Origin of the sequence: Kitasatospora sp. NPDC059673 (assembly GCF_042734215.1) — a bacterium.
GTDB lineage: Bacteria > Actinomycetota > Actinomycetes > Streptomycetales > Streptomycetaceae > Kitasatospora.
Window position 1 is genome coordinate 109,042 of the sequence record NZ_JBHWEN010000015.1, and the last position, 20,632, is coordinate 129,673.

The 20,632-nt window shown below is 72.7% G+C and carries 26 protein-coding genes and 1 pseudogene; 18 read left to right on the forward strand and 9 right to left on the reverse strand.

The annotated features are described in order from the left end of the window. Positions 1 to 50: 50 nt before the first annotated feature. Complete coding sequence (locus ACFV18_RS19310) at positions 51 to 944, reverse strand: NAD(P)-dependent oxidoreductase (protein WP_380484696.1); 894 nt, start codon at positions 942 to 944, stop codon at positions 51 to 53. An 84-nt stretch (positions 945 to 1,028) separates the two neighbouring features. Here ACFV18_RS19310 and ACFV18_RS19315 point away from each other — a divergent pair, with 84 nt between their 5' ends. Then, positions 1,029 to 1,448 (forward strand): winged helix-turn-helix transcriptional regulator, encoded by a 420-nt coding sequence (locus tag ACFV18_RS19315; RefSeq protein WP_380484698.1) that lies wholly within the window; start codon positions 1,029 to 1,031, stop codon positions 1,446 to 1,448. 56 nt (positions 1,449 to 1,504) lie between these two features. On the opposite strand, the gene ACFV18_RS19320 is transcribed toward ACFV18_RS19315, so the two are convergent. Next, positions 1,505 to 2,278 carry an IclR family transcriptional regulator gene (locus ACFV18_RS19320; protein WP_380484700.1) on the reverse strand — a complete coding sequence of 258 codons (774 nt, stop codon included), beginning with the start codon at positions 2,276 to 2,278 and terminating at the stop codon, positions 1,505 to 1,507. A gap of 360 nt (positions 2,279 to 2,638) precedes the next feature. Between ACFV18_RS19320 and ACFV18_RS19325 the strand changes: the two genes are divergently transcribed. From ACFV18_RS19325 to ACFV18_RS19350, 6 genes are read left to right on the forward strand one after another with little or no spacing between them, the layout of a single operon-like run. Further along, on the forward strand, positions 2,639 to 3,649 hold the full coding sequence (locus ACFV18_RS19325) for an ABC transporter substrate-binding protein (RefSeq protein ID WP_380484702.1): 1,011 nt from the start codon (positions 2,639 to 2,641) through the stop codon (positions 3,647 to 3,649). A gap of 48 nt (positions 3,650 to 3,697) precedes the next feature. Next, positions 3,698 to 4,729 (forward strand): NrtA/SsuA/CpmA family ABC transporter substrate-binding protein, encoded by a 1,032-nt coding sequence (locus ACFV18_RS19330; RefSeq protein ID WP_380484704.1) that lies wholly within the window; start codon positions 3,698 to 3,700, stop codon positions 4,727 to 4,729. After that, positions 4,726 to 5,592: an ABC transporter permease gene (locus ACFV18_RS19335; RefSeq protein ID WP_380484706.1), complete on the forward strand. Its 867-nt coding sequence runs from the start codon at positions 4,726 to 4,728 to the stop codon at positions 5,590 to 5,592. The genes ACFV18_RS19330 and ACFV18_RS19335 overlap by 4 nt, the downstream gene beginning before the upstream one ends. Beyond that, positions 5,589 to 6,308 carry an ABC transporter ATP-binding protein gene (locus tag ACFV18_RS19340; protein WP_380484707.1) on the forward strand — a complete coding sequence of 240 codons (720 nt, stop codon included), beginning with the start codon at positions 5,589 to 5,591 and terminating at the stop codon, positions 6,306 to 6,308. The genes ACFV18_RS19335 and ACFV18_RS19340 overlap by 4 nt, the downstream gene beginning before the upstream one ends. A 42-nt stretch (positions 6,309 to 6,350) precedes the next feature. Continuing rightward, positions 6,351 to 7,259 (forward strand): ABC transporter substrate-binding protein, encoded by a 909-nt coding sequence (locus ACFV18_RS19345; protein WP_380484709.1) that lies wholly within the window; start codon positions 6,351 to 6,353, stop codon positions 7,257 to 7,259. Between the two features lie 5 nt (positions 7,260 to 7,264). Then, complete coding sequence (locus ACFV18_RS19350; RefSeq protein ID WP_380484711.1) at positions 7,265 to 8,332, forward strand: LLM class flavin-dependent oxidoreductase; 1,068 nt, start codon at positions 7,265 to 7,267, stop codon at positions 8,330 to 8,332. A 113-nt stretch (positions 8,333 to 8,445) separates the two neighbouring features. Here ACFV18_RS19350 and ACFV18_RS19355 read toward each other — a convergent pair whose 3' ends face one another. After that, positions 8,446 to 9,441: an aldo/keto reductase gene (locus tag ACFV18_RS19355; protein WP_380484838.1), complete on the reverse strand. Its 996-nt coding sequence runs from the start codon at positions 9,439 to 9,441 to the stop codon at positions 8,446 to 8,448. A gap of 105 nt (positions 9,442 to 9,546) precedes the next feature. Here ACFV18_RS19355 and ACFV18_RS19360 point away from each other — a divergent pair, with 105 nt between their 5' ends. Continuing rightward, the gene (locus ACFV18_RS19360) at positions 9,547 to 9,987 is read left to right on the forward strand and encodes a group III truncated hemoglobin (RefSeq protein ID WP_380484713.1); all 441 of its coding nucleotides are present in this window, start codon (positions 9,547 to 9,549) and stop codon (positions 9,985 to 9,987) included. A gap of 58 nt (positions 9,988 to 10,045) precedes the next feature. Here ACFV18_RS19360 and ACFV18_RS19365 read toward each other — a convergent pair whose 3' ends face one another. Next, on the reverse strand, positions 10,046 to 10,237 hold the full coding sequence (locus tag ACFV18_RS19365) for a hypothetical protein (RefSeq protein WP_380484715.1): 192 nt from the start codon (positions 10,235 to 10,237) through the stop codon (positions 10,046 to 10,048). Positions 10,238 to 10,617: 380 nt separating this feature from the next. On the opposite strand from ACFV18_RS19365, the gene ACFV18_RS19370 reads away from it, so the two are divergent. The 3 genes from ACFV18_RS19370 (at position 10,618) to ACFV18_RS19380 (ending at position 12,011) form a co-directional block, all read left to right on the forward strand. Then, positions 10,618 to 10,827 (forward strand): hypothetical protein, encoded by a 210-nt coding sequence (locus ACFV18_RS19370; RefSeq protein WP_380484717.1) that lies wholly within the window; start codon positions 10,618 to 10,620, stop codon positions 10,825 to 10,827. A 101-nt stretch (positions 10,828 to 10,928) separates the two neighbouring features. After that, on the forward strand, positions 10,929 to 11,273 hold the full coding sequence (locus ACFV18_RS19375) for a DUF488 domain-containing protein (protein WP_380484719.1): 345 nt from the start codon (positions 10,929 to 10,931) through the stop codon (positions 11,271 to 11,273). Between the two features lie 87 nt (positions 11,274 to 11,360). Next, positions 11,361 to 12,011, forward strand: a complete 651-nt coding sequence (locus ACFV18_RS19380) for a tetratricopeptide repeat protein (protein WP_380484721.1) — start codon at positions 11,361 to 11,363, stop codon at positions 12,009 to 12,011. A gap of 107 nt (positions 12,012 to 12,118) precedes the next feature. On the opposite strand, the gene ACFV18_RS19385 is transcribed toward ACFV18_RS19380, so the two are convergent. Further along, positions 12,119 to 12,388: a hypothetical protein gene (locus ACFV18_RS19385; protein WP_380484724.1), complete on the reverse strand. Its 270-nt coding sequence runs from the start codon at positions 12,386 to 12,388 to the stop codon at positions 12,119 to 12,121. A 143-nt stretch (positions 12,389 to 12,531) separates the two neighbouring features. Further along, entirely contained in the window at positions 12,532 to 12,978 is a 447-nt protein-coding gene (locus ACFV18_RS19390) for a MarR family winged helix-turn-helix transcriptional regulator (protein ID WP_380484726.1), read from the reverse strand. A gap of 59 nt (positions 12,979 to 13,037) precedes the next feature. Here ACFV18_RS19390 and ACFV18_RS19395 point away from each other — a divergent pair, with 59 nt between their 5' ends. The 4 genes and pseudogenes from ACFV18_RS19395 to ACFV18_RS19410 all read left to right on the forward strand — a co-directional run bounded on the left by ACFV18_RS19395 (position 13,038) and on the right by ACFV18_RS19410 (position 15,779). Beyond that, positions 13,038 to 13,400 carry a hypothetical protein gene (locus ACFV18_RS19395; RefSeq protein ID WP_380484728.1) on the forward strand — a complete coding sequence of 121 codons (363 nt, stop codon included), beginning with the start codon at positions 13,038 to 13,040 and terminating at the stop codon, positions 13,398 to 13,400. After that, positions 13,397 to 13,639 (forward strand): annotated as a pseudogene (locus ACFV18_RS19400) (YrdB family protein); the annotation flags it as partial. The gene ACFV18_RS19395 and the pseudogene ACFV18_RS19400, both read left to right, overlap by 4 nt. 186 nt (positions 13,640 to 13,825) lie before the next feature. Continuing rightward, entirely contained in the window at positions 13,826 to 14,641 is an 816-nt protein-coding gene (locus ACFV18_RS19405) for a hypothetical protein (protein ID WP_380484847.1), read from the forward strand. A gap of 274 nt (positions 14,642 to 14,915) precedes the next feature. Beyond that, positions 14,916 to 15,779 carry a universal stress protein gene (locus ACFV18_RS19410; protein ID WP_380484730.1) on the forward strand — a complete coding sequence of 288 codons (864 nt, stop codon included), beginning with the start codon at positions 14,916 to 14,918 and terminating at the stop codon, positions 15,777 to 15,779. A 30-nt stretch (positions 15,780 to 15,809) separates the two neighbouring features. Here the strand turns inward: ACFV18_RS19410 and ACFV18_RS19415 are convergent, their stop codons facing one another. After that, the gene (locus ACFV18_RS19415; RefSeq protein ID WP_380484732.1) at positions 15,810 to 16,436 is read right to left on the reverse strand and encodes a TetR family transcriptional regulator; all 627 of its coding nucleotides are present in this window, start codon (positions 16,434 to 16,436) and stop codon (positions 15,810 to 15,812) included. Here ACFV18_RS19415 and ACFV18_RS19420 point away from each other — a divergent pair. Then, positions 16,435 to 16,680, forward strand: a complete 246-nt coding sequence (locus ACFV18_RS19420; RefSeq protein ID WP_380484734.1) for an SDR family oxidoreductase — start codon at positions 16,435 to 16,437, stop codon at positions 16,678 to 16,680. The genes ACFV18_RS19415 and ACFV18_RS19420 overlap by 2 nt on opposite strands. 218 nt (positions 16,681 to 16,898) lie before the next feature. Beyond that, positions 16,899 to 18,080: an alpha/beta hydrolase gene (locus ACFV18_RS19425; RefSeq protein WP_380484736.1), complete on the forward strand. Its 1,182-nt coding sequence runs from the start codon at positions 16,899 to 16,901 to the stop codon at positions 18,078 to 18,080. 69 nt (positions 18,081 to 18,149) lie between these two features. Here the strand turns inward: ACFV18_RS19425 and ACFV18_RS19430 are convergent, their stop codons facing one another. Then, complete coding sequence (locus tag ACFV18_RS19430; protein WP_380484738.1) at positions 18,150 to 18,476, reverse strand: MoaF N-terminal domain-containing protein; 327 nt, start codon at positions 18,474 to 18,476, stop codon at positions 18,150 to 18,152. 100 nt (positions 18,477 to 18,576) lie between these two features. Next, positions 18,577 to 18,966 (reverse strand): ribonuclease domain-containing protein, encoded by a 390-nt coding sequence (locus tag ACFV18_RS19435; protein ID WP_380484840.1) that lies wholly within the window; start codon positions 18,964 to 18,966, stop codon positions 18,577 to 18,579. Between the two features lie 304 nt (positions 18,967 to 19,270). Here ACFV18_RS19435 and ACFV18_RS19440 point away from each other — a divergent pair, with 304 nt between their 5' ends. Then, complete coding sequence (locus tag ACFV18_RS19440) at positions 19,271 to 20,533, forward strand: esterase/lipase family protein (RefSeq protein WP_380484741.1); 1,263 nt, start codon at positions 19,271 to 19,273, stop codon at positions 20,531 to 20,533. Positions 20,534 to 20,632 lie beyond the last annotated feature (99 nt).

Sequence of the window (20,632 nt, forward strand, 5' to 3'; positions counted from 1 at the left end):
GGGCGCGTGAGCCTGGGCAGGGTGACTGCCTTCACGTGCCCCGTTGCTGGTCAGCGCGGCGGGCGGATGGCGTCGATGATGCGGGTCCAGTTGTCGCTGCCGTGGCCGTGGTCGAGCGCGTGCCGGTAGTGGGCCTGCACGGCGCGGGGGAGGGCGAGGTCGAGGCCGAGGGTGGTGCTGGTTTCGACGATGTGGTCGGCGGTGGCGCCCATCATGGTGACGGTGCTGAGGTGGCCGGGGTGTTCGCCGGCGTCGAGGGCCGTGCCGGGAGTCTCTTCGACGGCCCGCAGGATGGCGCCGATCTGGTCGGCGGAGGCGAGCAGTTCGGGCAGGGCCTCGGCGGCCTTCATGCCGGCCGTCTCCAGCATCGCGGTGGCGTGCATCAGGGCGGACAAGGTGGTGAGGAACACGGCGAGTTGGGCCTGGTACATCATCTGGGCGAGGCCCAGGTCCGGGCCGAGGTACTTGGGTGTGCCGAGCAACTCCAGGACGGCGGTGCGGCGTTCCATCAGCTGCGGGTCGCCGCTGTAGTAGACGTGGGCGGCGGGCGTTCCGACCATCGGCGCGGGGACCATGACGCCGCCGGTGAGGAAGTCCGCGCCGTGCCCGGCCGCCCAGGAGGCCGCCGCGCGGGATCGGTCGGGGGTGTCGGAGCTGAGGTTGACCAGCGTGCGGCCGGCGAGCGCGGCGGTGGAGTCGTCGAGGATGTCGTGCATGGCCCGGTAGTCGGTGAGGCTGAGGATCACCAGCTCGCTCGCCTCGACGGCTTCGGCGGGCGTCGCGGCGAGCGTCGCGCCGGCGGCGACGAGGTCGGTGGCGCGGGCGGGGGTGCGGTTCCAGACCGTGACGGGGTGGCCGGCGGCGAGGAGGGTGCGGGTCATGGCCTGGCCCATTGGGCCGAGGCCGATGACGGTGACTGCGCTGAGCTTCTGCTGTTCGTTCACCCCTCCATGCTCGGAGAGTGCCGTTAGTCTCGGAAGTACCCACTACTTTCTGCGGTACTTACCTTTTAGTAAGGGGGATCGGGGATGGCCAAGGCGCCCCGGCAGGGCCCGTACATCTGCGGCATCGACGCCGCGCTCGACGTGGTGAGCGGCAAGTGGAAGGGCCTGATCCTCTGGGAGCTCGACACCCACGGCGTGTGTCGCTTCGCCCAACTCCGGCGCGCGCTACCGGGGGTGAGCGAGAAGATGCTGACGCAGCACCTGCGCGAACTGGAGGAGGACGGGCTCGTCCACCGCGAGGTGTACGCGGAGGTGCCGCCGCGGGTCGAGTACTCGTTGACCGAGCAGGGGCGCACGCTCAACCAGGCGTTGCGGCCGCTCGGTGCGTGGGGCACGGAGCGGGTGCGCCGCGACGGCCTGGGGACGGTCGAGATTCCGGCGGAGCGTCAGCAGTGGCAGGAGATGTCCAGTACCACGACCTCCGGGTCCAGTGCGTCCACGTAGGCCTTGGCTTCGTAGAGGTGGCCGTCCGGTCAGCGCTCGTCGAGGTGGCCGTCCGGTCAGCGTTCGTCCGGGGGGAGGAGGAGGACGGCGAGGGCCCGGGCGCAGGTGCGGGCCTGGGTGAGGGCGTGGGGGAGCGTGTCGAGGGTGAGATGGGCGGGGGTGGAGCGGAGGGCGAGGGCGAAGCGGGCGGTGGGGGTGGAGTCGAGGACGGGGACGGCTAGGGTGCGGACACCGGGGGCGGACTCGCCGTCGTTGAGGGCGTAGCCGCGTTCGCGGGTGAGGGCGAGTTCGGCGTCGAGGGCGGCGGGGTCGGTGAGGGTGCGGTCGGTGTAGGCGGGGAGCCGGGCGGGGAGCGGGCTCTCGGCGGGGGAGGGCCAGGCCAGCAGCACCTTGCCGAGGGCGGTGGAGTGCAGCGGGCGGCGCAGGCCGAGGCCGGTGGAGGGCAGGACGGAGCCGCCGACCAGGATGACGGCGTGCGGGCCGGAGCGGATGGCGAGGTCGGCGGTGGCGCCGGTGCGGCGGGCGAGCTGGTCGAGTTCGGGGCCGGCCAGGTGCAAGCCGCGCTGGTGGAAGGTGAGTTGGCCGAGCTCGGCGACGGCGGGGCCGAGCCGGTAGCGGGCGGTGCGTTCGTCCTGGTCGAGGAAGCCGGTGACGACCATGGTGCGGGCCAGGCGGTGCGCGGTGGAGACGGACAGGCCCATTCTGCGGGCGAGTTCGGAGGCGCTGAGGTCGGGGCCGTTGTCGTGGAAGCAGTGCAGCAGGCCGAGTGCCCGGTGCACTGCCTGGGCGCCGGCCGGCGGTGACTGCAGGGTTCCGGGGCTGGCGGGCATCGCGCACCTCTTCGGGATTGGCTCATATGGGGTCAACTGCGGTGGGATTTCCAGGATATGGGCGTGATAGCCAACAGAGCATGTCGGCGGTGTTGCGGCGGTGCACCCTGTGTGAACAGCTGATCCCATGATCTGGCAACGCTTGATCCGCGCCCCGGCGTCGTGGAACGCTCGGTCCATCGGCGGACAGACCGCCACCGGCCCCGTCGGCCGGTCCAGCAGGAGGGAGCGCGCCGTGACGACCCACCGGCCGCGCCCCTGCTGTTGTCGCTGAGCGCTCCCCCGAACTCCCCCTTCCCGTCGCACTGTTCCCACTGTGTGGGATTTCTGTGCGTTTTCCCAGCATTCCGGAGCCCCGCCATGAGCCCCGTACCTTCCGTGCCCGGCGCACCCCCGTACCCCGACACCCTGTGGTTCACCCGCTGCCCGGTGCCCACCGCCACCGGTATCGCCGCCGACCGGGGCTGGCTGGCCGAGGAGTTCGCGGCCGACGGCATCGAGGTGCGTTCCCTGCAGGACGCCCCGCCCGAGGTCGCCGCCGACCACCACTACACGCACGCGCTGACCGCGCTGTTCCGCGAGGGCGGCAACGTGCCTGCGCTGTGGGCGCGTTCGCGTGGCCAGCGGACCCGGCTGATCGGCCTCACCTGGATCGAGGAGCGCCAGACCGTCCTGGTCCGGGAGGGCAGTGACATCCGCTGCGCCGAGCAGCTGCGGGGCGCCAGGCTTGCGGTGCCCCGGCACCCGATCGGTATCGACTTCTGGCGGGCGATGGCGCTGGCCGGCCACCGAGGCGCTCTCGAATCGGCTCAACTCGGCCTGGAAGACGTCGAGTTGACGGAGGTCGTGGCGGAGCCGGGCGGCGAGCAGTGGGCGGCCGAGCTGGCGGCGCTGCGGGACGGCCGGGTGGACGCGGTGTACGTGAAGGGCGCGCTGGCGGTGGAGGCTGCCCGCCGGTACGGCGCGGTGCCCGCCGTGGAGCTGGACGCGCTCGCCGACCGCCGCCACCGGGTCAACAACGGCACCCCGCGGCCGATCACCGTGCACCAGCAACTACTCGACGAGCACCCCGAGTTGGTGGCCCGGTTCGTCGCTGTCCTGCTGCGGGCCGCCGACTGGGCGGCCGGGCGGCCGGCCGAGGTGGCGCGGATCCTCGGCGCGGAGACCGGCGCCGGACCGGACGGCGTCGCCGGGGCGTACGCCGGGGGCGGGCACCGCGCCCTGCACCTGGACCTGTCCGCCGAGCGCCTCGACCTGCTCGCCCAGCAGGAGCGGTTCCTGCACGCCCATGGCTTCCTCGCCGACCGGGTGGACGTCCACGCCTGGGCCGACCCCGCCCCGCTGGCCGCCGCCCGCGCCCTCGTCCCCTGAAGCCCCTCCCTGACGCCCCCACGCCCTGTGATCCAAGAGGAGAGACCCATGCGCAGCACCATCCCGCGCACCCCCATCATCGCCACCGTCGCCGCAGTCGCCGCCGCCCTCGTCCTCTCCGCCTGCGGCTCGTCCGGGCCCGGGGCCGATGGGAGCACCGACGGCAAGGGCGGCGAGGTGGCGCTCCGGGTGCCCGACCCGGGGAACTCCGGGTTCCTGGCGAAGGGGAAGAAGGACGGATCGCTGGACCGGGCGCTGGCGGCCGTGCACGCCAAGGTGGTGTGGACGGGCAGCGCCGGGCCGTTCGCCCCGGCCGCGCAGGCACTGAACGCGGACCAACTGGACGTCGCCCAGGGCTCGATCACCTCGGCGATTGCCGCGCTCGCCCAGAAGCCCGGCTTCGAGCTGTTCGCGCAGATCGCGCCGGACGAGGCCGGCGAGGGCATCCTGGTGAAGAACGGCTCGCCGATCAAGGAGGTCAAGGACCTGATCGGCAAGAAGGTCGCGGTCTCCCAGGGCGGCACCTCCGAGTACCTGCTGCTGAAGGCGCTGGAGAAGAACGGCATCCCGGCCGACCAGGTGCAGCGGGTCTACCTGCGGGCCGACCAGACCTCCGGGGTGTTCAACTCCGGCCAGGTGGACGCCTGGGCGACCTGGGGGGCGTTCTCCATTCCGGCGATCGCCAACACCGGCGCGCACCTCCTGGTGGACGGCAGGGCCATCGGCAGCGACAACTACGCGGTGTGGGCGGTGCGTTCGCGCTTCGCCGAGCAGCACCCGGAGGTGGTGAAGGCGTTCTACGGCTACCTGCACGAGAACGGCGCCAAGGAGAAGGCCGACCCTGCCGCCTACCTGAACGTGTTCACCGACGCCGGCCCGACCGCCGTCAGCCCCGCCGAGCAGCAGATCGCCGTCGAGTTCGGCCGGCAGCGCGCCGTGGACTCGCCGATCACCGAGGCCGACAGCGCCCGCTTCGCCGTGGTCGCCGCGTTCTACGCCGACCAGGGCGTCACCAAGGCGAAGGTGGACGTCAAGCCCTATCTGATCAGCATCAACTCCCTTGGTGGGGACGCGAAATGAGCACCACTACCGCCACCGCCACCACCACCGAACAGGCGCGGGCCGCCGGGCTGGTCGCACCGCGCGCCCGGACCACCGCCGATCGCCGGCGTGGCGTCTCGCTCGCCCTGCGCACCCTCGGCCCGCTCGGACTGCTCGCCGCCTGGCAGGTCTCCTCCGCGACCGGCGTGCTGACCCCGGACGTGCTCGCCTCGCCCGGCCAAGTCGTCCAGGCCGTCGGCGAGTTGTGGGGCAACGGGCAACTGACCGCCGCGCTGTCCACCTCGCTGGCCCGGGCCGCGCTCGGCCTGCTGTTCGGGGCGGGCGCCGGGCTGGTGCTCGGCGTGATCACCGGATTCTTCCGGCTGGGCGAGGAACTGCTCGACTCCGCCGTCCAAGTGCTGCGCACCGTCCCGTTCTTGGCGCTGGTGCCGCTGTTCATGGTGTGGTTCGGCATCACCGAGACGGCGAAGGTCGCGCTGATCGGCGTCGCCACTTCCTTCCCGATGTACGTCTCCACCTTCGGCGGCGTGCGCAGCACCGACCGCAAACTCGTCGAGGCGATGCGCAGCTTCAGCCTGTCGCGCTTGGCGGTGGTCCGCGAGGTCGTGCTGCCCGGGGCGCTGCCCGCACTGCTGTCCGGACTGCGGCTGTCGATGACGCTCAGCGTGATCGCGCTGATCGCCGCCGAGGAGATCAACTCCACCGAGGGGATCGGCTACTTGATGGCCCAGGCGCAGAACTTCTCGCGCACCGACGTGCTCGCCGTGTGCATCCTGATCTACGGCCTGCTGGGCCTGGCCGCCGACGGTGCGGTGCGCGTCCTGGAGCGGCTGCTGATGCCGTGGCGTCCCGTCAACGGCCGGGCGGTGGTGGGGCGATGAGCACGCCCGCCGTTCATGTCCGGGGCCTGCGACGGGTGTTCGGCACCCGGACCGTCCTGGACGGCATCGACCTGGACATCGCCCGCGGTGAATTCCTCGCCCTGCTCGGCGCGTCCGGCACCGGCAAGACCACGCTGCTGCGCATCCTCGGCGCACTCGACCGGGCCGACGGCGGAACCGTTCTGGTGCCGCCGGCGCGGACGGTGGTCTTCCAGGAGCCGCGACTGATCCCGTCCAAGCGCGTCCTCGGCAACGTCACCGTCGGCCTGCCGCGCGGCGCCGCCACCCGGGAGACCGGCCGGCGGGCACTCGCCGAGGTCGGCCTCGCCGGACACGCCGACGCCTGGCCCAGCACCCTGTCCGGCGGCGAGGCGCAGCGCGCCGCGCTCGCCAGGGCCCTCGTGCGCGAACCCCAACTGCTGCTGCTGGACGAGCCGTTCGCCGCCCTGGACGCGCTCACCCGGCTGCGCATGCAGGACCTGGTCGGCGACCTGTGCCGCCGCCACCGCCCCGCCGTCCTGCTGGTCACCCACGACGTCGACGAGGCGATCCGCCTCGCCGACCGGGTGGCCGTGCTGCGCGACGGCGCACTGGTGCGGGACGAGACGGTGGCCGTCGAACGGCCCCGCGACCCCGCCGACCCCGCCTTCGCGGCGCTGCGCCGCGAGCTGCTCGCCGATCTCGGCGTGCACCAGGAGACCAAAGCCCACCGCTGACTGACGCGCCGTCAGCTAGCAAGAAGAAGAGAGACCACGCCCATGACCGTCACCGTCGGTGTGCACCGCTCCAACCCGTCCCTTTCCCACCTGGCCCGACTCGACTACCTCCAGCAGGAGTTGGCGCCGCTCGGTGAACGTGCCGAGTTCCACCACTACGCCGACGGCACGAAGACCGGAGGCTACCTGGCGGACGGCACCATCGACTTCGGCGGGACGGGCTCCACCCCACCGATCACCGCGCAGGCCGCCGGGCACAACATCGTCTACACGGCGGTGTCCGCGCCCCGGCCCGACCACGGGGCGCTGCTGGTCGCCGCCGACGGCCCGATCGGCTCGGTCGCCGACCTGAGGGGCACCACCGTGGTGCTCGCCATCGGCTCCTGGCAGACCCACCTGCTCGCCAAGGCCCTGCACCAGCACGGACTTTCGTACCGCGACGACCTCACTGCCGAACGCCCCGCCGGGGACGAGGCCGAGCGGCTGCGCAGCGGCGCCATCGCCGGCTGGATCGCGCAGGGCGCGGAACTCGCCGCCGCCCGCCGCACCGGCGGGTTCCGCGAACTGATCCGCACCACGGACGTGATCACCGACCGCTCGGTGTTCTTCGCCCGCCGTGAACTCGCCGTCCAGCGGCCCGAGGTGATCGCCGCGATCGTCACCGCCCTGCAGCGCGCCGACCACTGGGCCGCCGCCCACCCCGAGGAGGCGGCCGCGATCGCCGCCGCCGACCAGGGCGGCGAGACGGCCGACTGGCACACCGCACTGAGCGCGCTGCCCTGGCAACTGGAGCCCGCCACCGCCGAGTTCGTCGCCGAGCAGCAGGAGGCCGCCGACATTTTCCACCAGGTCGGCTTCATCGACCGCCCGGTCACCGTCGCGGACATTCACCTGCCCGCCCTGGAGCAGGCCGTCGCCGACGCCATCTCGCGTGCCGCGAAGGGGAACTGAGCACCATGGCCACCGAATTCCTGTGGTACCTGATTCCCCGCGAAGGCCACTACCCGTGGGAGCCCGAGGGCCGTCGGCCGGTCGACCTCGGCTACCTCCAGCACCTCGCCGCCACCGTCGAACGACTCGGCTACAGTGGCGCGTTGCTCGCCACCGACCAGTACGACGTGTGGACGCTCGGCTCCGCGCTCGCCGCCGCCACCGGCCCGGGCTTCCAGCCCCTGCTCGCCGTCCACCCCGGGCTGATCGCGCCCACCCTGCTCGCCAAGATGGCGCTGTCCTTCGAGCACCTGCACGGCGCCGGCCGGCTCCGCTTCAACGTGGTCAACGGCTCCACCGGCCAGCTGCGCGAGTACGGGCTGCACGTCGAGCACGACGACCGCTACCGGCTGTCCGCCGAATACTGGAGCCTGGTCAAGCGCCTCACCAGCGGCGAAGTCTTCGACCACGAAGGCGAGTTCTACCAGCTGAAGAACGCCGGCGCGTCCCTGCGCGACCTGCCGCCGCTGCGCGAGGGCCACATCCCGCTCTGGTTCGGCGGATCCTCCCCGGCGGGCATCGAGGTCGCCGCCGAACACGTGGACGTGTACCTCACCTGGGGCGAACCCCCGCACCTGCTCAGGGAGAAGCTGGAGAAGGTCCGCGAACGCGCCGCCGCGCACGGCCGCACCCTGCGGCTCGGCCTGCGCCTGCACCTGATCGTCCGCGACACCGAGGAACAGGCCTGGGCCGCCGCCGACCGCCTGCTCGACGTCACCAGCCAGGCCACCTACGCCCGCCAACTCGGCGGCGCGCAGGGCGAGGACGGCATCGGCTGGCAGCGGCAGTTCCGTCAGCACGGCGGCCGCGTCCCGGCCCGCGCCCGGGAACTGGAGGCCCACCCCAACCTGTGGCCCGGCATGAGCCTGTTCCGGCCCGGGCCCGGCACCGCCGTGGTCGGCTCCACCGAACAGGTCGTGGAGCGGCTGCGGGAATTCCAGGAGTTGGGCGTCGAGACCTTCATCCTGTCCGGCAACCCGCTGCTGGAGGAGGCCTACCGGGTCGCCGAGACCGTCCTGCCGCAGCTGCACTGACACCGAACGGGCGGGCGGCCGACTCTCCCGGGCCGGCCGCCCGTTCGTCCGCACCGATCAAGCGATCAAGCGATCAAGCGCTCAGGTGCTCAGGCGGTCAGGCGTTCAGGCGTTCAGGCGTTCAGGATCAGCCGGTCGATCTCCGCCAGCTCCGCGGCGGTGAGCGGGCCCGCCGCCAGCCCGTCCAGGTTCTGGTCCAGCTGCCGCACACTCGACGCGCCGACGATCACCGACACCACCCGCTCGTCCCGCAGCACCCAGGACAGCGCCAGCTGCGCCAGGCTCTGACCGCGCCCCTGCGCGACCTGCGCCAGCGCCCGCAGCTGCGTCAACTTCGCCTCCGTCAGCGCCTCCTGCTTCAGGAAGTGCCCCACCGACATCCGCGAACCCGCAGGCACCTCGCCGCTCAGGTAACGGTCCGTCAGCAGACCCTGCGCCAGTGGCGAGTATGCGATCAGCGCCGTCCGCGTCTCACCCACCGCGTCCAGCAGCCCCTGCTCCGGCTCCCGGTTCAGCATCGAGTAGCTGGCCTGGTTCAGCAGACACGGCGTGCCCAGCTCGCGCAGGATCGCCACCGCCTCCCGGTGCTGCTCCGCCGGGTAGTTCGAGATCGCCGCGTACAGCGCCCGGCCCGAGCGCACCGCCGTGTCCAGCGCCCCCATGGTCTCCTCCAGCGGAGTCGACGGGTCCCAGCGGTGCGAGTAGAAGACGTCCACGTAGTCCAGACCCATCCGCTCCAGCGACTGGTCCAGGCTTGCCAGCAGGTACTTGCGCGAGCCGCCGTCCCCGTACGGGCCCGGCCACATGTCCCAGCCCGCCTTCGACGCGATGAACAGCTCGTCCCGGTACGGGCGGAAGTCCTGCGCGAACAGGTAACCGAAGTTGCGCTCCGCACTGCCGTACGGCGGGCCGTAGTTGTTCGCCAGGTCGAAGTGCGTCACCCCGCGGTCGAACGCCCGGCGCAGCACCGCGCGCTGCACCTCCAACGGCTGGGAGTCACCGAAGTTGTGCCACAGCCCGAGCGAGACGGCGGGCAGCTGCACGCCGCTGCGCCCGGCACGGCGGAAGGTCATCGAGGCATAGCGGTCGTCCGCGGCGAGGAAGGTCATACCGGCATCCTGCCAGGTGAGCGCGGTGAAGGGGACCAACGGCCCTCCCGCCGGACCCGGTGCCGACGTACCCTGAGCGGGCGCGAGCAGCACGAGGAGGAAGCCGTGGCACTGCCGGACATCACCACCCGGGCCGAGCTGGAGTCCGCCCTGCGCCGCTTCTACCGTGCCGCGTTCGCCGACCCGCTGCTCGGCCCGGTCTTCACCGAGATCGCCCGCCTCGATCTGGAGTCGCACCTGCCGCGGATCACCGATTTCTGGGAGAGCGCCCTGCTGCGCACCGCCTCCTACCGGGGCAACGCGCTCGCGCCGCACGCCGCGCTGCACGCGATCAGTCCGCTCCATGCCGAACACTTCGGCCGCTGGGTCCAGCTCTGGCGCGCCACGCTGGACGGCCGGCACGCGGGCCCCGTCACGGAACGCGCCAAGGCGCAGGCCCAGCGGATCGCCGTCGCCATGCTCCGCCGCCTCGGCGAGGGCGACACCGCAGGCGGCAGCGGCGGCTTCGTCCCGCTGTCCGCCGTCCGCCTCGCCTCCGGGGTGTGAGCGACCACCCGCCGCAGAGGCGTGGTTCTCCTCCGGTGAGCCGGTCGCGAATGGTCGATCAGTACCGACCCCAGGTCACGTCCCAGTCCGGGTCGCCCTGGTTCTCGTTCGGCGCGGTCACCGAGGCGCCGGTGGCGAGGGCGCTGCCGGTGGCGTGCGAAGAAGGCGCGGAAGAGATCCCGATCAGCACGGCGATGCCGGTGGAAAGCAGACCGACGAGAGCGGTGCGGGCCATACGGGTGGCGTTCACGGAAGTCTCTTCTCTGTGCGAACTGCGGTGCGTGGTAACTGAATTGCCCGGTCAACCGGTCGGGGATTTCCGGCGTCGGATTCGGGTCTGTCTTTGCTGCTCCCCTGCCGACGGGCACTACTTTGGCCCCCGCCGGGGGCGCATGGAAGAGCTGGAGGGTGGACGGATCATGCAGTGGCACAAGTCGTCCACACCTCCCCCGGGCCGCAGCAGCACCCCGGCGGGCGGTGACGGCGGCGAATCCGCAGGTGGGAGCTCGTGCGGGGGCCCGGGGAGAGGTTTGGCGGCGGCTTGGAGCCGACGTGGACGCAGCGGGTGGACCCGCTCGGAGCGCAGGTGGTGGACGGTTGCGGCCAGCCATCGCATAGGCTCGGCGCACGATGGTGCGGATCACTGTGCTCGGGGCACTCACGGCGACCTTCCCGGACATCGCCGACCGGCTCTCCGCCCGCCTCTGGCTGGTCGTCCTGCTCGGCCGTCACAACTGGTGGCTGCCGCGCTGGCTCGACCGTCTCCTCCCGCAACTGCGGATCGAGCACGGCGAGGGCCCGCCCGCCCCTGCGAAGCAGCCGCAGCCCGCTGCCGTCTGACGTCCGGCCGGCCCGCCCCTCGGGGCGGGCCTTGCTGCGTGCGAGTGGCCGCGCCGCGTGGTCCGCTCCGCCCCCGCTCCGCCCGTGCTTACCGTGGGCGCATGAGCGTACGAGTGGAACGTGTGTACGAGGCGCCGAACGGTGGAGTGCGGGTCCTGGTGGACCGGCTGTGGCCACGCGGCCTGAAGAAGGAGGACGCCCAGCTGGACCGCTGGGCCAAGGAGCTCGCACCGTCGACCGAACTGCGCCGCTGGTTCCACGGCCCGCACAGCGACTACGAGGAGTTCGCCCGACGCTACCGGGCCGAACTCGACGCGCCGCAGGTGCAGGGCAAGTTGGACGAGCTGCGGGAGCTGGCGGCGAAGGGGGATCTGGTGCTGCTGACGGCGGTCAAGGAGCCGTCGCACAGTCATGTGTCCGTGCTGCTCGAGAGGTTGGAGTCGTAGGTCCCCCGTCGCCGCCCGCCAGGACGCCCCTCCGCATGCTCAAGGTGCGTTGATCCGCCGCGAGTTGTCGCCCGTTACGATCTCGCCATGACTGCGGACGGACGGATCGAAGAAGCGGAACTCTGCTACGAGCGGGCCGTATTCAAGGGTGACAGCGGCGCTCTCGAACCTGCCGAACGCGGGCTGGACGGAGTCGAGGCCGACCTCGCACTGGCCCGAGGGAGGCTCATCCACGCGCGCTTCATGGACGAACGGGTGGAGGACGCCCGGGAATTGGGGCTGTTCGAGCGGGCCGCCGAGCTGTACGGCCGGCTCGGCGACGAACGCGGCGAGGGCGAAGCACTGTTCTGGGTGGGCACGTTCCACCAGGTGGTGCGGGACGACAACGAGACGGCGCTGCCCGCCCTCCGGCGCGCCCGGGAGCTGGCCGCCCGGGCCGGAGACCGGCTGACCCTCTCGTACGTGCTGCGGCACCTCGGCATCGCCGACCACATGGCCGGTCGACTCGACTGCGCCCGCGCCCACCTTGAGGAGTCCACCCGGCTGCGCCGCGAACTCGGCTTCCTGCCGGGCGTGGCCGCCAACCTGATCGGCCTCGCCTTCCTCGCCTCTCAGCAGCAACGGCGCGAGGACGCGGAGGAGTTGCTCGCCGAGGCGGCCGAACTCGCGGAGAAGAGCGAGGCGTTCGGCGTGCAGCGGTGGGTGGCGGGCGCTCGTGCGGAGCTCGGCCTGGCGTGAGCCGTTCGTTCGCCGCGCCGGGGACGGTCTTCGCCGGGGCGAGGGTCTCCGGCGGGGCAGGGTCTCCGGGCGGGGCGAAAGGTCAAGCCCGGTAGGCCGGTTCGGGGTCAGATCTCGGCGGGCTCGGGGTGGGGCAGGAAGCGGCTGAGCCGGTAGCTGTCCGGGTACTCGCCCCGGCCGCAGAACTCGTCCAGCCGGACGGTGGACCAGTCGAGGTCCGGCTCCGTCCGGCCGAGCTCGCGGAGGTAGGCCTTCCACTCGCCGGCGTCCTGGGTGGCGAACAGCACCTGCCAGCTCCCCGCCTCCGGCGCGAAGCGGTCGGCGAACTGCTGGGCGAGCTCCCGTTGCTTGCGCTTTCTCTTCTTCTGGCCTGGCACCAGCTCGGCATTCCCGGCGACGGGCAGTTGGGCAAGCCGGATTCGTGCTGGTGTCCGTTCTCCCGTGCAGCACCAGGCTGTTCCCGTGCGACTGCGTGCCGGCCCGGTTCGTGCGGCGGCACCTCGATGGCTGACTCGCTTGTTCAGTGGGGGAGTTGCTGCTCCCCGAGGGTGCGCAGGTGGCGGGCGAGGGCGGTGCGCTGGGCGGCGGTGAGGCCGTTGGTCAGCTCCGCGTCCACGGCCTCGGCGGCCTCGGCGCAGCGGGCGAGCAGGTAGCGCCCTTCGGGGGTGAGGGTCAGCACCTGGCGGCGACGGTCCCCGGGGTCGCGGACGCGCTCGACCGCGCCGAGCTCCTGCAGTTGGTCCGCGAGGGCCACGATCAGACTGGGCGCGACACCCAGGCGGGTCGCCAACTCCTGCTGCGAGGCCGCCGATTCGGCATCCAGGGCCGCCAGCAGGCCCGCGTGCTTGGGCTTGATCCCCAGCCGCTCCACTCGTCCCGCGAAGCGGTCGGAGGCGAGAGCACCGAGGGTGCCCAGGTTGAAGACCACCGTTGCGCGCAGCGCCGCTGCTCCCTTGACATCGCTCACGGCCCGAATGGTACCGTCCTCGCATCGTTCACGGCTCGAATGATTCAGGGGGAGATCGAATGACTGCCGGAATGGCTGTTCTGCTGGTGGCCAACGCGGCGGCGGCACTGCTCAGCGCCGGATCCAGCGTGGCCGGGGCGATCCGCCCCGGACTGGTGCTGGCCGCGAACGAGCCGATCACCGCCGGGACGCGCCTCTACGCCCGGGCCTACACGGTCCGCGCCGTCCCGCTCGGGGTCGTCACCGCGCTGGTCCTGGCCGCCGGTTCGCGCGCCGCAGCCTGGCCGATGCTGGTGGTGGCCGGGCTGGCGCAGGTGGGCGACACCGCGATCGGCGTCCGGCAGCGGAACATCGGCATGACCATCGGCGCCGGCGCGGCCGCCGTCCTGCACCTCGTCACCGCCTGGTGGCTGGCCCGATGAACGGCGTCGGACCGTTCGACGCCCTGGCGTTCGCCGCCGAACTGGCCGTCTACGCCGCCGCCGCACACTGGACCTGGACCCGCCCGGGCCACCGCGCCGTCCGGGCGGCCACTGCCCTCGGGTCGGTCGCCCTGCTCGCCGTCCTCTGGGGCCAGTTCGCCGCACCGACCGCCACCCACGCCCTGCACGGCCCGGCGCGGGTGGCGTTCGAGATCTGCTGGTTCGGCGCGGGAGCCTCTGCTGCGGCGGTCGGGAGTTGGAGACGACGGCAGGCCAACGCCCCTTCGGGGGTTGGACGTTGGCGGATTGGCCTGCTTCGCGCCCGAGTCCGGCCGCAGTTGTGTCCAGGCAGGGGGTGTTGGGCGGCCGGAAGTAGTCATCCGGACCGAACCAGGGGCGTCACACCCCGGGCCGGTCGTCCGGCGATGGGCCCCGCAGGCCCGGCGAGGCGCCGCGCGGGCCGGCTGCCCGGGGTGTCGGCCGTGCCTGAGAGGCTCTGGTCCGTGCTGATCAAGGGATACGGCCTTGGGCCGCTTGTCGTGGGTGAGCGGCTGCTTGAGCGTGCCGGGTTCTGGTCCAACCACCTGCTGCCCTGGTGCCGGTGTGCCCCGGGGGAGGTTCGGGCGGTGCCCGAGTGGTTCGGTGACGACGGTGCCGACACTGACGCCCTGTCCGAAGTGCTGCTGGAGGAGCGGGCGTGGCCGACGTTTCGCGTTCCGTTCGGAGGCGGTCACAGCGCCGTCGTTGTCCACCGGAACCTCCTCGGTGACTACGGGGTCGACTACCTGCGGACCCACCCGGATTGGCCGCGGGCGGAGGACCTGTCCAGCTATGACGGCGACTGGTCCGGTCCGGGCCTGTCCTGGCACGACATCGTGCACATCGCCGAGACGCCCGACCTGGCTGCGCCCGGCGTGCACGACACCGAGGCCCGACTGCTGCTCCTGCTGCCGTTGCTCGCCGAGGACGAGCTGCCCCCGGAGGCGTCGGCACGGGTGAGCGCCGCGCTCGCGGACGTCGGAGCATCCGAGGGCTCCGTTCAGGAGGCGGCCGGCCGGCTCCTGCGGAACAGGCGGCCGAAGGCGAGGCGTGCCGAGTCCCCGCTGAGCGGCGGCAGCTGCCACATCGGTCCGGGCTCGGACGAGTCGGCGGTTCTGTGGGCGCTCGGCCTCACTCGATCCCAGAGCGATGCGCTCGCCGGTGCCCTGGGAAGTGGGCTGCTTCCGGCGTCACCGCAGTGAGTGGCAGAGGGCCGGCCGCCGGAAACGGTGATCACCCATGCGGTGCGCCCCCGGGCGGCCGGAACGCGCGCGGGGCACGGGACGAGCCCGGGTCCCGGGAGCCGAGACGGACCGGCAGGGCGGGCAGGGATGGAAAGCGGTTTCCGTGCGGCCGGGGGCAGCGGCCTGGCCCCCGGAGGGAAAGCGCTTTCCGTGGGGCGGGCCGTTCTTGCTTGGCCGGGTGGTGCGGGGCGGCGCATGCTGGAAGGAACGACCGGGGTCCGAGGAGTGTGCGATGGAGATCAGGGGACCCAGTGGGGTGATTGCCGGGGTTGACGGGTCGGCGCCCGCGAACGAGGCTGCCGAGTGGGCGGCCCGGGAGGCCGAGCGGCGGGGGGAGGGTCTTCACCTGGTGCATGCCGTCAACACGGGGACGGTCACGCTCTCGCCGCGTACCGGGACGACCGTCACGGACTTGATCCTGCGCGAGGCGGAGGAGCTGTTGGAGTCCGTCCGCTCGGGGCTGGAGGCCGCGCACCCGGGGCTGCGGATCACCGGCGATGTGGTGCCGCGCGATGCCGCGGAGGCGGTGCTCACGGCCGCGGAGCATGCCGGTCTCGCGGTGCTCGGCACGCGTGGGCACGGCGGGTTCGCGTCCTTGCTGCTCGGGTCGGTGAGTCTGCGGGTGGCCGCGCACGCGGCCTGTCCGGTGGTGGTGGTGCGCGGGACGGAGTATCCCGACGGGCCGGTGCTGGTGGCCGTGCACGACGAACGGGACGCCGCCGCGCTGCGGTTCGGCTGCGAGACGGCCGCCCGGCGGGGCCTGGTGGTGCGGGCGCTGCACACCTGGTCGCCGGTGGTGGCGGATGTCGGGCGGATGGCGCCGATGGTGGACGAGCTGGGGGAGGAGAATCAGCTGCACGAGCAGCTGCTGGTGCGCACCTGCGAGCCGGTGCGGGAGGAGTTTCCCGCCGTCGAGGTGCAGTCCCAGCAACTGGCCGGCGGCACGGCCGCGACCCTGGTCGAGGAGTCCCGCACCGCCGCGATGGTGGTGCTCTCCCGGCACCAGCCGGCCCCGCGCTTCGGTCTCCGGCTGGCCACGCCCGTGCACGCCGTCCTGCATCACGCGCAGTGCCCGGTGGCGGTTGTGCCGGTGTGAACCGGCCTCGGCGGCAGGGGAGTCGGTTCCTCAGTTCGGTTCGGTGAGCGGCCCCGTCAGGTGGCGGAAGGCGGTCTCGGCGAGGTCGGCGGCCCCGGTCGGGTCGGTGTCGCCCGCCGCCCAGGCCTCGACGGCGACCCGCATCGCGGCGTTGGTGGCGGCGGCCAGCAGGCGGACGTCCAGGCTGTCGGCGGGCAGGGAGGTGCGGGCGGCCAGGACGGGTCGCAGGGCGGCCTCGGCCTCGTGCTGGGTGCGGTGCCAGACGTCGCGCAGGGCCGGGTCGTCGGGCATGGCGCGGAGCAGGCCGCGGGTCCAGGCGAGGGAGGCGGCCGGGCGGCCGGGGGCGGGGTCGAGCGCGCCGCGGGCGGATTCGACCAGGGCGGGCAGCAGCGGGGTGTCGGGCGCGGTGGTGGCGAGCAGCTCGATCCACTGGCGGGAGCCGTCGGCGAGCAGCGGGGCGACGGCGTCCTCCTTGGTGCGGAAGTAGCGGTAGAAGGTGCGCAGTGAGACGCCGGCGGTGCGGGCGATGTCCTCGGCGGTGGTGCCCTCGGCGCCGCGTTCGGCGAACAGGCGGGCCGCGGTGAGGGCGATCTCCTGCTGGGTGGCGGCCTTGCGGCGCTCGGTGAGGGAGAGCGCGGGGCGTTCGGGTTCGGCCATGGTGTGGTCCCCGGGCGGGTCGGATGGCGAAGGAGCTCGGGCGGTACTCAGGGTAGCGGCCACGGCGTCACGGGATGCGCTTATGGCACAACGTGCCATGGTGGCGTACCGTGCACAGCGAGAGGCCAGGACGGGCTTCGCCGGGCCCGAGACAGTGGCCGGCGTGATCGCGATGCTCGCCTCGGACGACGGTGCCTTCGTCACCGGCACCGAGATCCGCATCGACGGCGGCACCCACGCCTGAAGCCGGGTCAACCGGCCGCAAACACCTGTCCCGCCCGTCCCGTCCGCTGTGCCGGCCCGCTCGTTCGTGCGCGGGCGGGCGGGACGGAACTGTCCGGGTGAGCGCCGGCGTCCTCGCTTCAGCGTGCATACTTAGCCGGCACGTTCGGCACGGCCGCGCCGAGCCCGTATGCCACCGGCTCGTGGACGCGGCGAGGGGAAGACACGGGGATCACGGCCATGGGGCTGACCAGCACCACACTGCTGCTGTTCACGATCGAGATTGCACTCGTGGTGCTGGGCGCCACCGTCTGGTGGTGGCCCGCGCTCGCCGAGCGCCACTGGCGGGCCGTCCTCGGCCGGATCGGCATGCTGCTCGGCAGCCAGCTCGCGCTGCTCGCGGTGATCGGCCTGCTGGTGAACAACTACTTCTCGTTCTACAGCAGTTGGAACGACCTGCTGGGCACCGGCAAGGACGGCCCGGTCTCCGTGAAGGCCGCCGCCGCGCCCGCCGCCCCGGTCGGGGCGACCGCCGCCCCCAGCCCCAGCGCCGAGCCCGAGCCCAGCAACCTGCCGATGCTGGCCGCCGAGGAACTCGGCAAGGAACCCGTCAACACCACGGTCGGACGCGACCCGCAGAAGGTCGGCGAGATCCGCTCCGTGCGCATCCCCGGCGCGCGCACCGGCCTGAGCACCGACGGATACGTCTACCTGCCCCCGCAGTACTTCCAGCCCGGCAACGAGCAGCGGAAGTTCCCCGCGGTCATCGCCATGACCGGCTTCCCCGGCGACGCCAAGGCGCTGATCACCCGCTTCAACTACCCCGGCGTCGCGCTCGACGAGATGCGGGCCGGCCGGATGCAGCCCACCGTCCTGATCCTGATGCGCCCCTCGCCCGCGATGCCCGCCGACCCCGAGTGCGAGAACGTCCCCGGCGGACCGCAGGCCGAGACCTACTTCGCCAAGGACGTCCCGCGCGCGATCTCCGCCACCTACCGGACGGCGACCGGCCCCGCCGCCTGGGGCGTGATGGGCAACTCCACCGGCGGCTACTGCGCCGCGAAGCTCGCCATGCGGCACCCCGAGGTGTTCGCCGGCGGCGTCTCCATCTCCGGCTATCTGAAGGCCGCCGAGGACGTCACCACCGGCGACCTGTTCAAGGGCAGTCAGCAGCGCCGCGACGAGGCCGACCTGCTGTGGCGCCTCCAGCACCTGCCGATGCCCGCCACCGCGATCATGCTCAGCGGCGCCGAGAAGGGCGACGGCGACTTCCGCAAGGACGCCGACGCCTTCACCGCCGCCGCCAAGGCCCCGATGAGCACCGGCGTCGCCTCCGTCCCCGAAGGCGGCCACAACTTCACCACCTGGATCAAGCTGCTCCCCGCCGGCTTCCAGTTCCTCTCCGCCCACCTGAAGGCGTGAGCCGGGGGCCCGGGGCGGGCTCGGCCCCGGGGCGGGCTCGGACCGGGGTGGGCTCAGGCCGGGGTGGGCTCAGGCCGGGGTGAGGGTGCCGGTGTGGAGTTCGCCGACCCGGCCGGTCTCGCCCTCCCAGGTCCAGAAGACCTTGACGGTGAGGGAGTTGAGGTCCATGACGTGGCTGACGGTGATGCCGCTGCGCTCGGTCCAGGAGACGAACCAGATGCCCGGGGCGATCGCCGCGGCGTGCAGCGCGACGTCCTCATACTGGCCGGCGGACTCGCCGAGGCCCTCCCAGCGCAGCCGGGTGCCGTCCGCGGAGTAGGAGTTGCGGAAGGCCGCGCCGTTGTCGACCTGGAAAAGATAGGTGCGGCCGGCGTAGCCCGGCAGAGCGGCGGTCATGTGTGGGCGGTCCTTCGGCGGTCGGTGCGGTGGGCGGGTGCGGCCGGCGTGGCCGCACCCGCCCCAACCTATCGGACCGGGGTCGCGACCGGGGACCCGATCAGCAGGCGAAGTCGACGCGGCGGAACGTCGCGTAGTGGTCGGCCGTGTAGTAGTCCTCGTGGAAGACCTTGCCGGTGATGATCCGTCGAGTGCCGCGGGTCGGGCTGCCCGGGGTGATCACGGTGTACTCGTGGTAATAGCCGAGCGACTTGGCAGGCAGGACGCCCTCGCGGTTCTGGAAGACGACGCCGTCCTGGGAGTACGGGAAGGGCCCGCCGGCGTCGATCAGGCGGATGGTGTCACGGCCCTGGCTGGGCAGCGCCGAGTAGCAGATGTTCCCGCTGACGGCCGCGTGCGCCTCGGTGGTGGCCACGGCGGTGGGGACGAGGGTCAGCAGGCCGAGGGTGGCGACCGGGAAGACACGGTTCTTCAACGCGCGGAGAGTCATTCGCATGCCAGCAGTGTGACGCCGTGTCAGCCTCCCCCGTCACCCTTGTCGCGAACACTTCACCCGAGGGTCACGGCCGGAAAACCCGGACGACGCGCGGCGTTCCCGACACCGATTCGCGGCGCGCCGGCGCCGGACTTGTGGCGCACCGACACCGGCCGGCCCCGCGCCCTGTGGTCCTGACACATGGGTGGCCGCGCGCGCCGCCCCTAGTGTGACCTGACCCACAGTCGGACCGCCGACCGGCCGGCCACCCCCACGTGGCCGGCCCGCCGCGGTCATTCGTCAGTTGAAGGAGGACCAGGTGCGCCACCCGCTCAGGTCCGTGTTCACCGCCCTGTTGGCCGGCGCGCTGCTCGCGCTCGGCCTCGCCCCCACCCAGGCCGCCGCGGCCACCGCCGTCCCCTCCTACCTCACCCAGGAAGCCGTGTTCAACTCGCCCGGCAACGGCTGGGCGCAGGTCGAGCGCTACCGGGACGGCACGTCCGGGTTCACGCAGGAGCAGTACCCGTCCGACGGGCGCGGCGACCAGGACGGTGCGCGGGTCACGTACTTCGGCGGCGTGAAGCGTCCGTTCTCCGGCCGGTTCCTGCTGTACAGCGCGCAGGGCTGGAACACCGCCACCGGAACGCCCGTGCTGCTGGTGCACGGCGCCAACGACAACGCCGACCGGGCCTGGGCGAACCCCGGCGAGACCGGCAACTGCGGCGCGTCCAGCTGCCCGAGCACCGGCATGGCGCAGGCGCTGGCGGCGTCCGGCCACCGGGTGTTCGCGATCGGTTTCGCGCACAAGCAGGGCGACAACCTGATGCAGGCCCAGGCCGTCGGCGACGCCATCGCCGTGATCAAGGCCCGTACCGGCGCGGCCCAGGTGGACGTGGTGGCCTGGAGCAAGGGTGAGGTCGCGGCGCGGTCCTACGTCTCGTCCGTGAAGCCGAGTTGGGGACGCGCCTACGCGGGCGACGTCCGCAAACTGGTGACCCTCGGCGGCCCCAACGGCGGCCTGGACTACACCTACGCGCACGGCTGGGCGTTCTCGCTCGCCACCTGGCCGGCCTGCGGCGGCACCGCCAACGCGCCGTCCCCGCACCTCTACATGACCTGCTACGGCACCTACACCTCGCAGCCCTGCCTCGGCGTGCTGCCCACCGGCGGCTACGACTGCTTCCCCGGCCAGCGCCAACTGCTCGCCCGCTGGGACGGCCCCTACGGTGTGGACGGCACCATGCAGGACTGGTGGACCACCTACTACGGCGGCCAGGGCTTCTACACCTCCGGCCAGGGCATCCAGGCCGCGATCGACGCCGGCTCGCTGATCAAGCCGCTCCAGCAGGCGGGCGTTCCCGCCGCCGTCCCCACCTACCTGCTGGCCGGTGGCTCGGCGGACATCCCCGGCATCCTGAACGAGGGCCGCGGCCCGAGCGACGGACTGGTGTTCACCGCCAGCGCGCTGGACACCACGGGCATCGGGAAGGTCGGCGGCACCGCGCTGCTCAACGGCCTCAACCACATGGAACTGGCCTGGGGGAGCGCCGCGGTGAGCCAGGTGACGGCCTGGCTGGCATGAGAGCAGGGGCGGCGGCATCCGCTCCGCCGCCGCCCCCGGCCGCCGGCCAACGAGCGCCCCGCAGCGGGGCCTTGCGGTCTCGGGCGTCCGCACTACAGT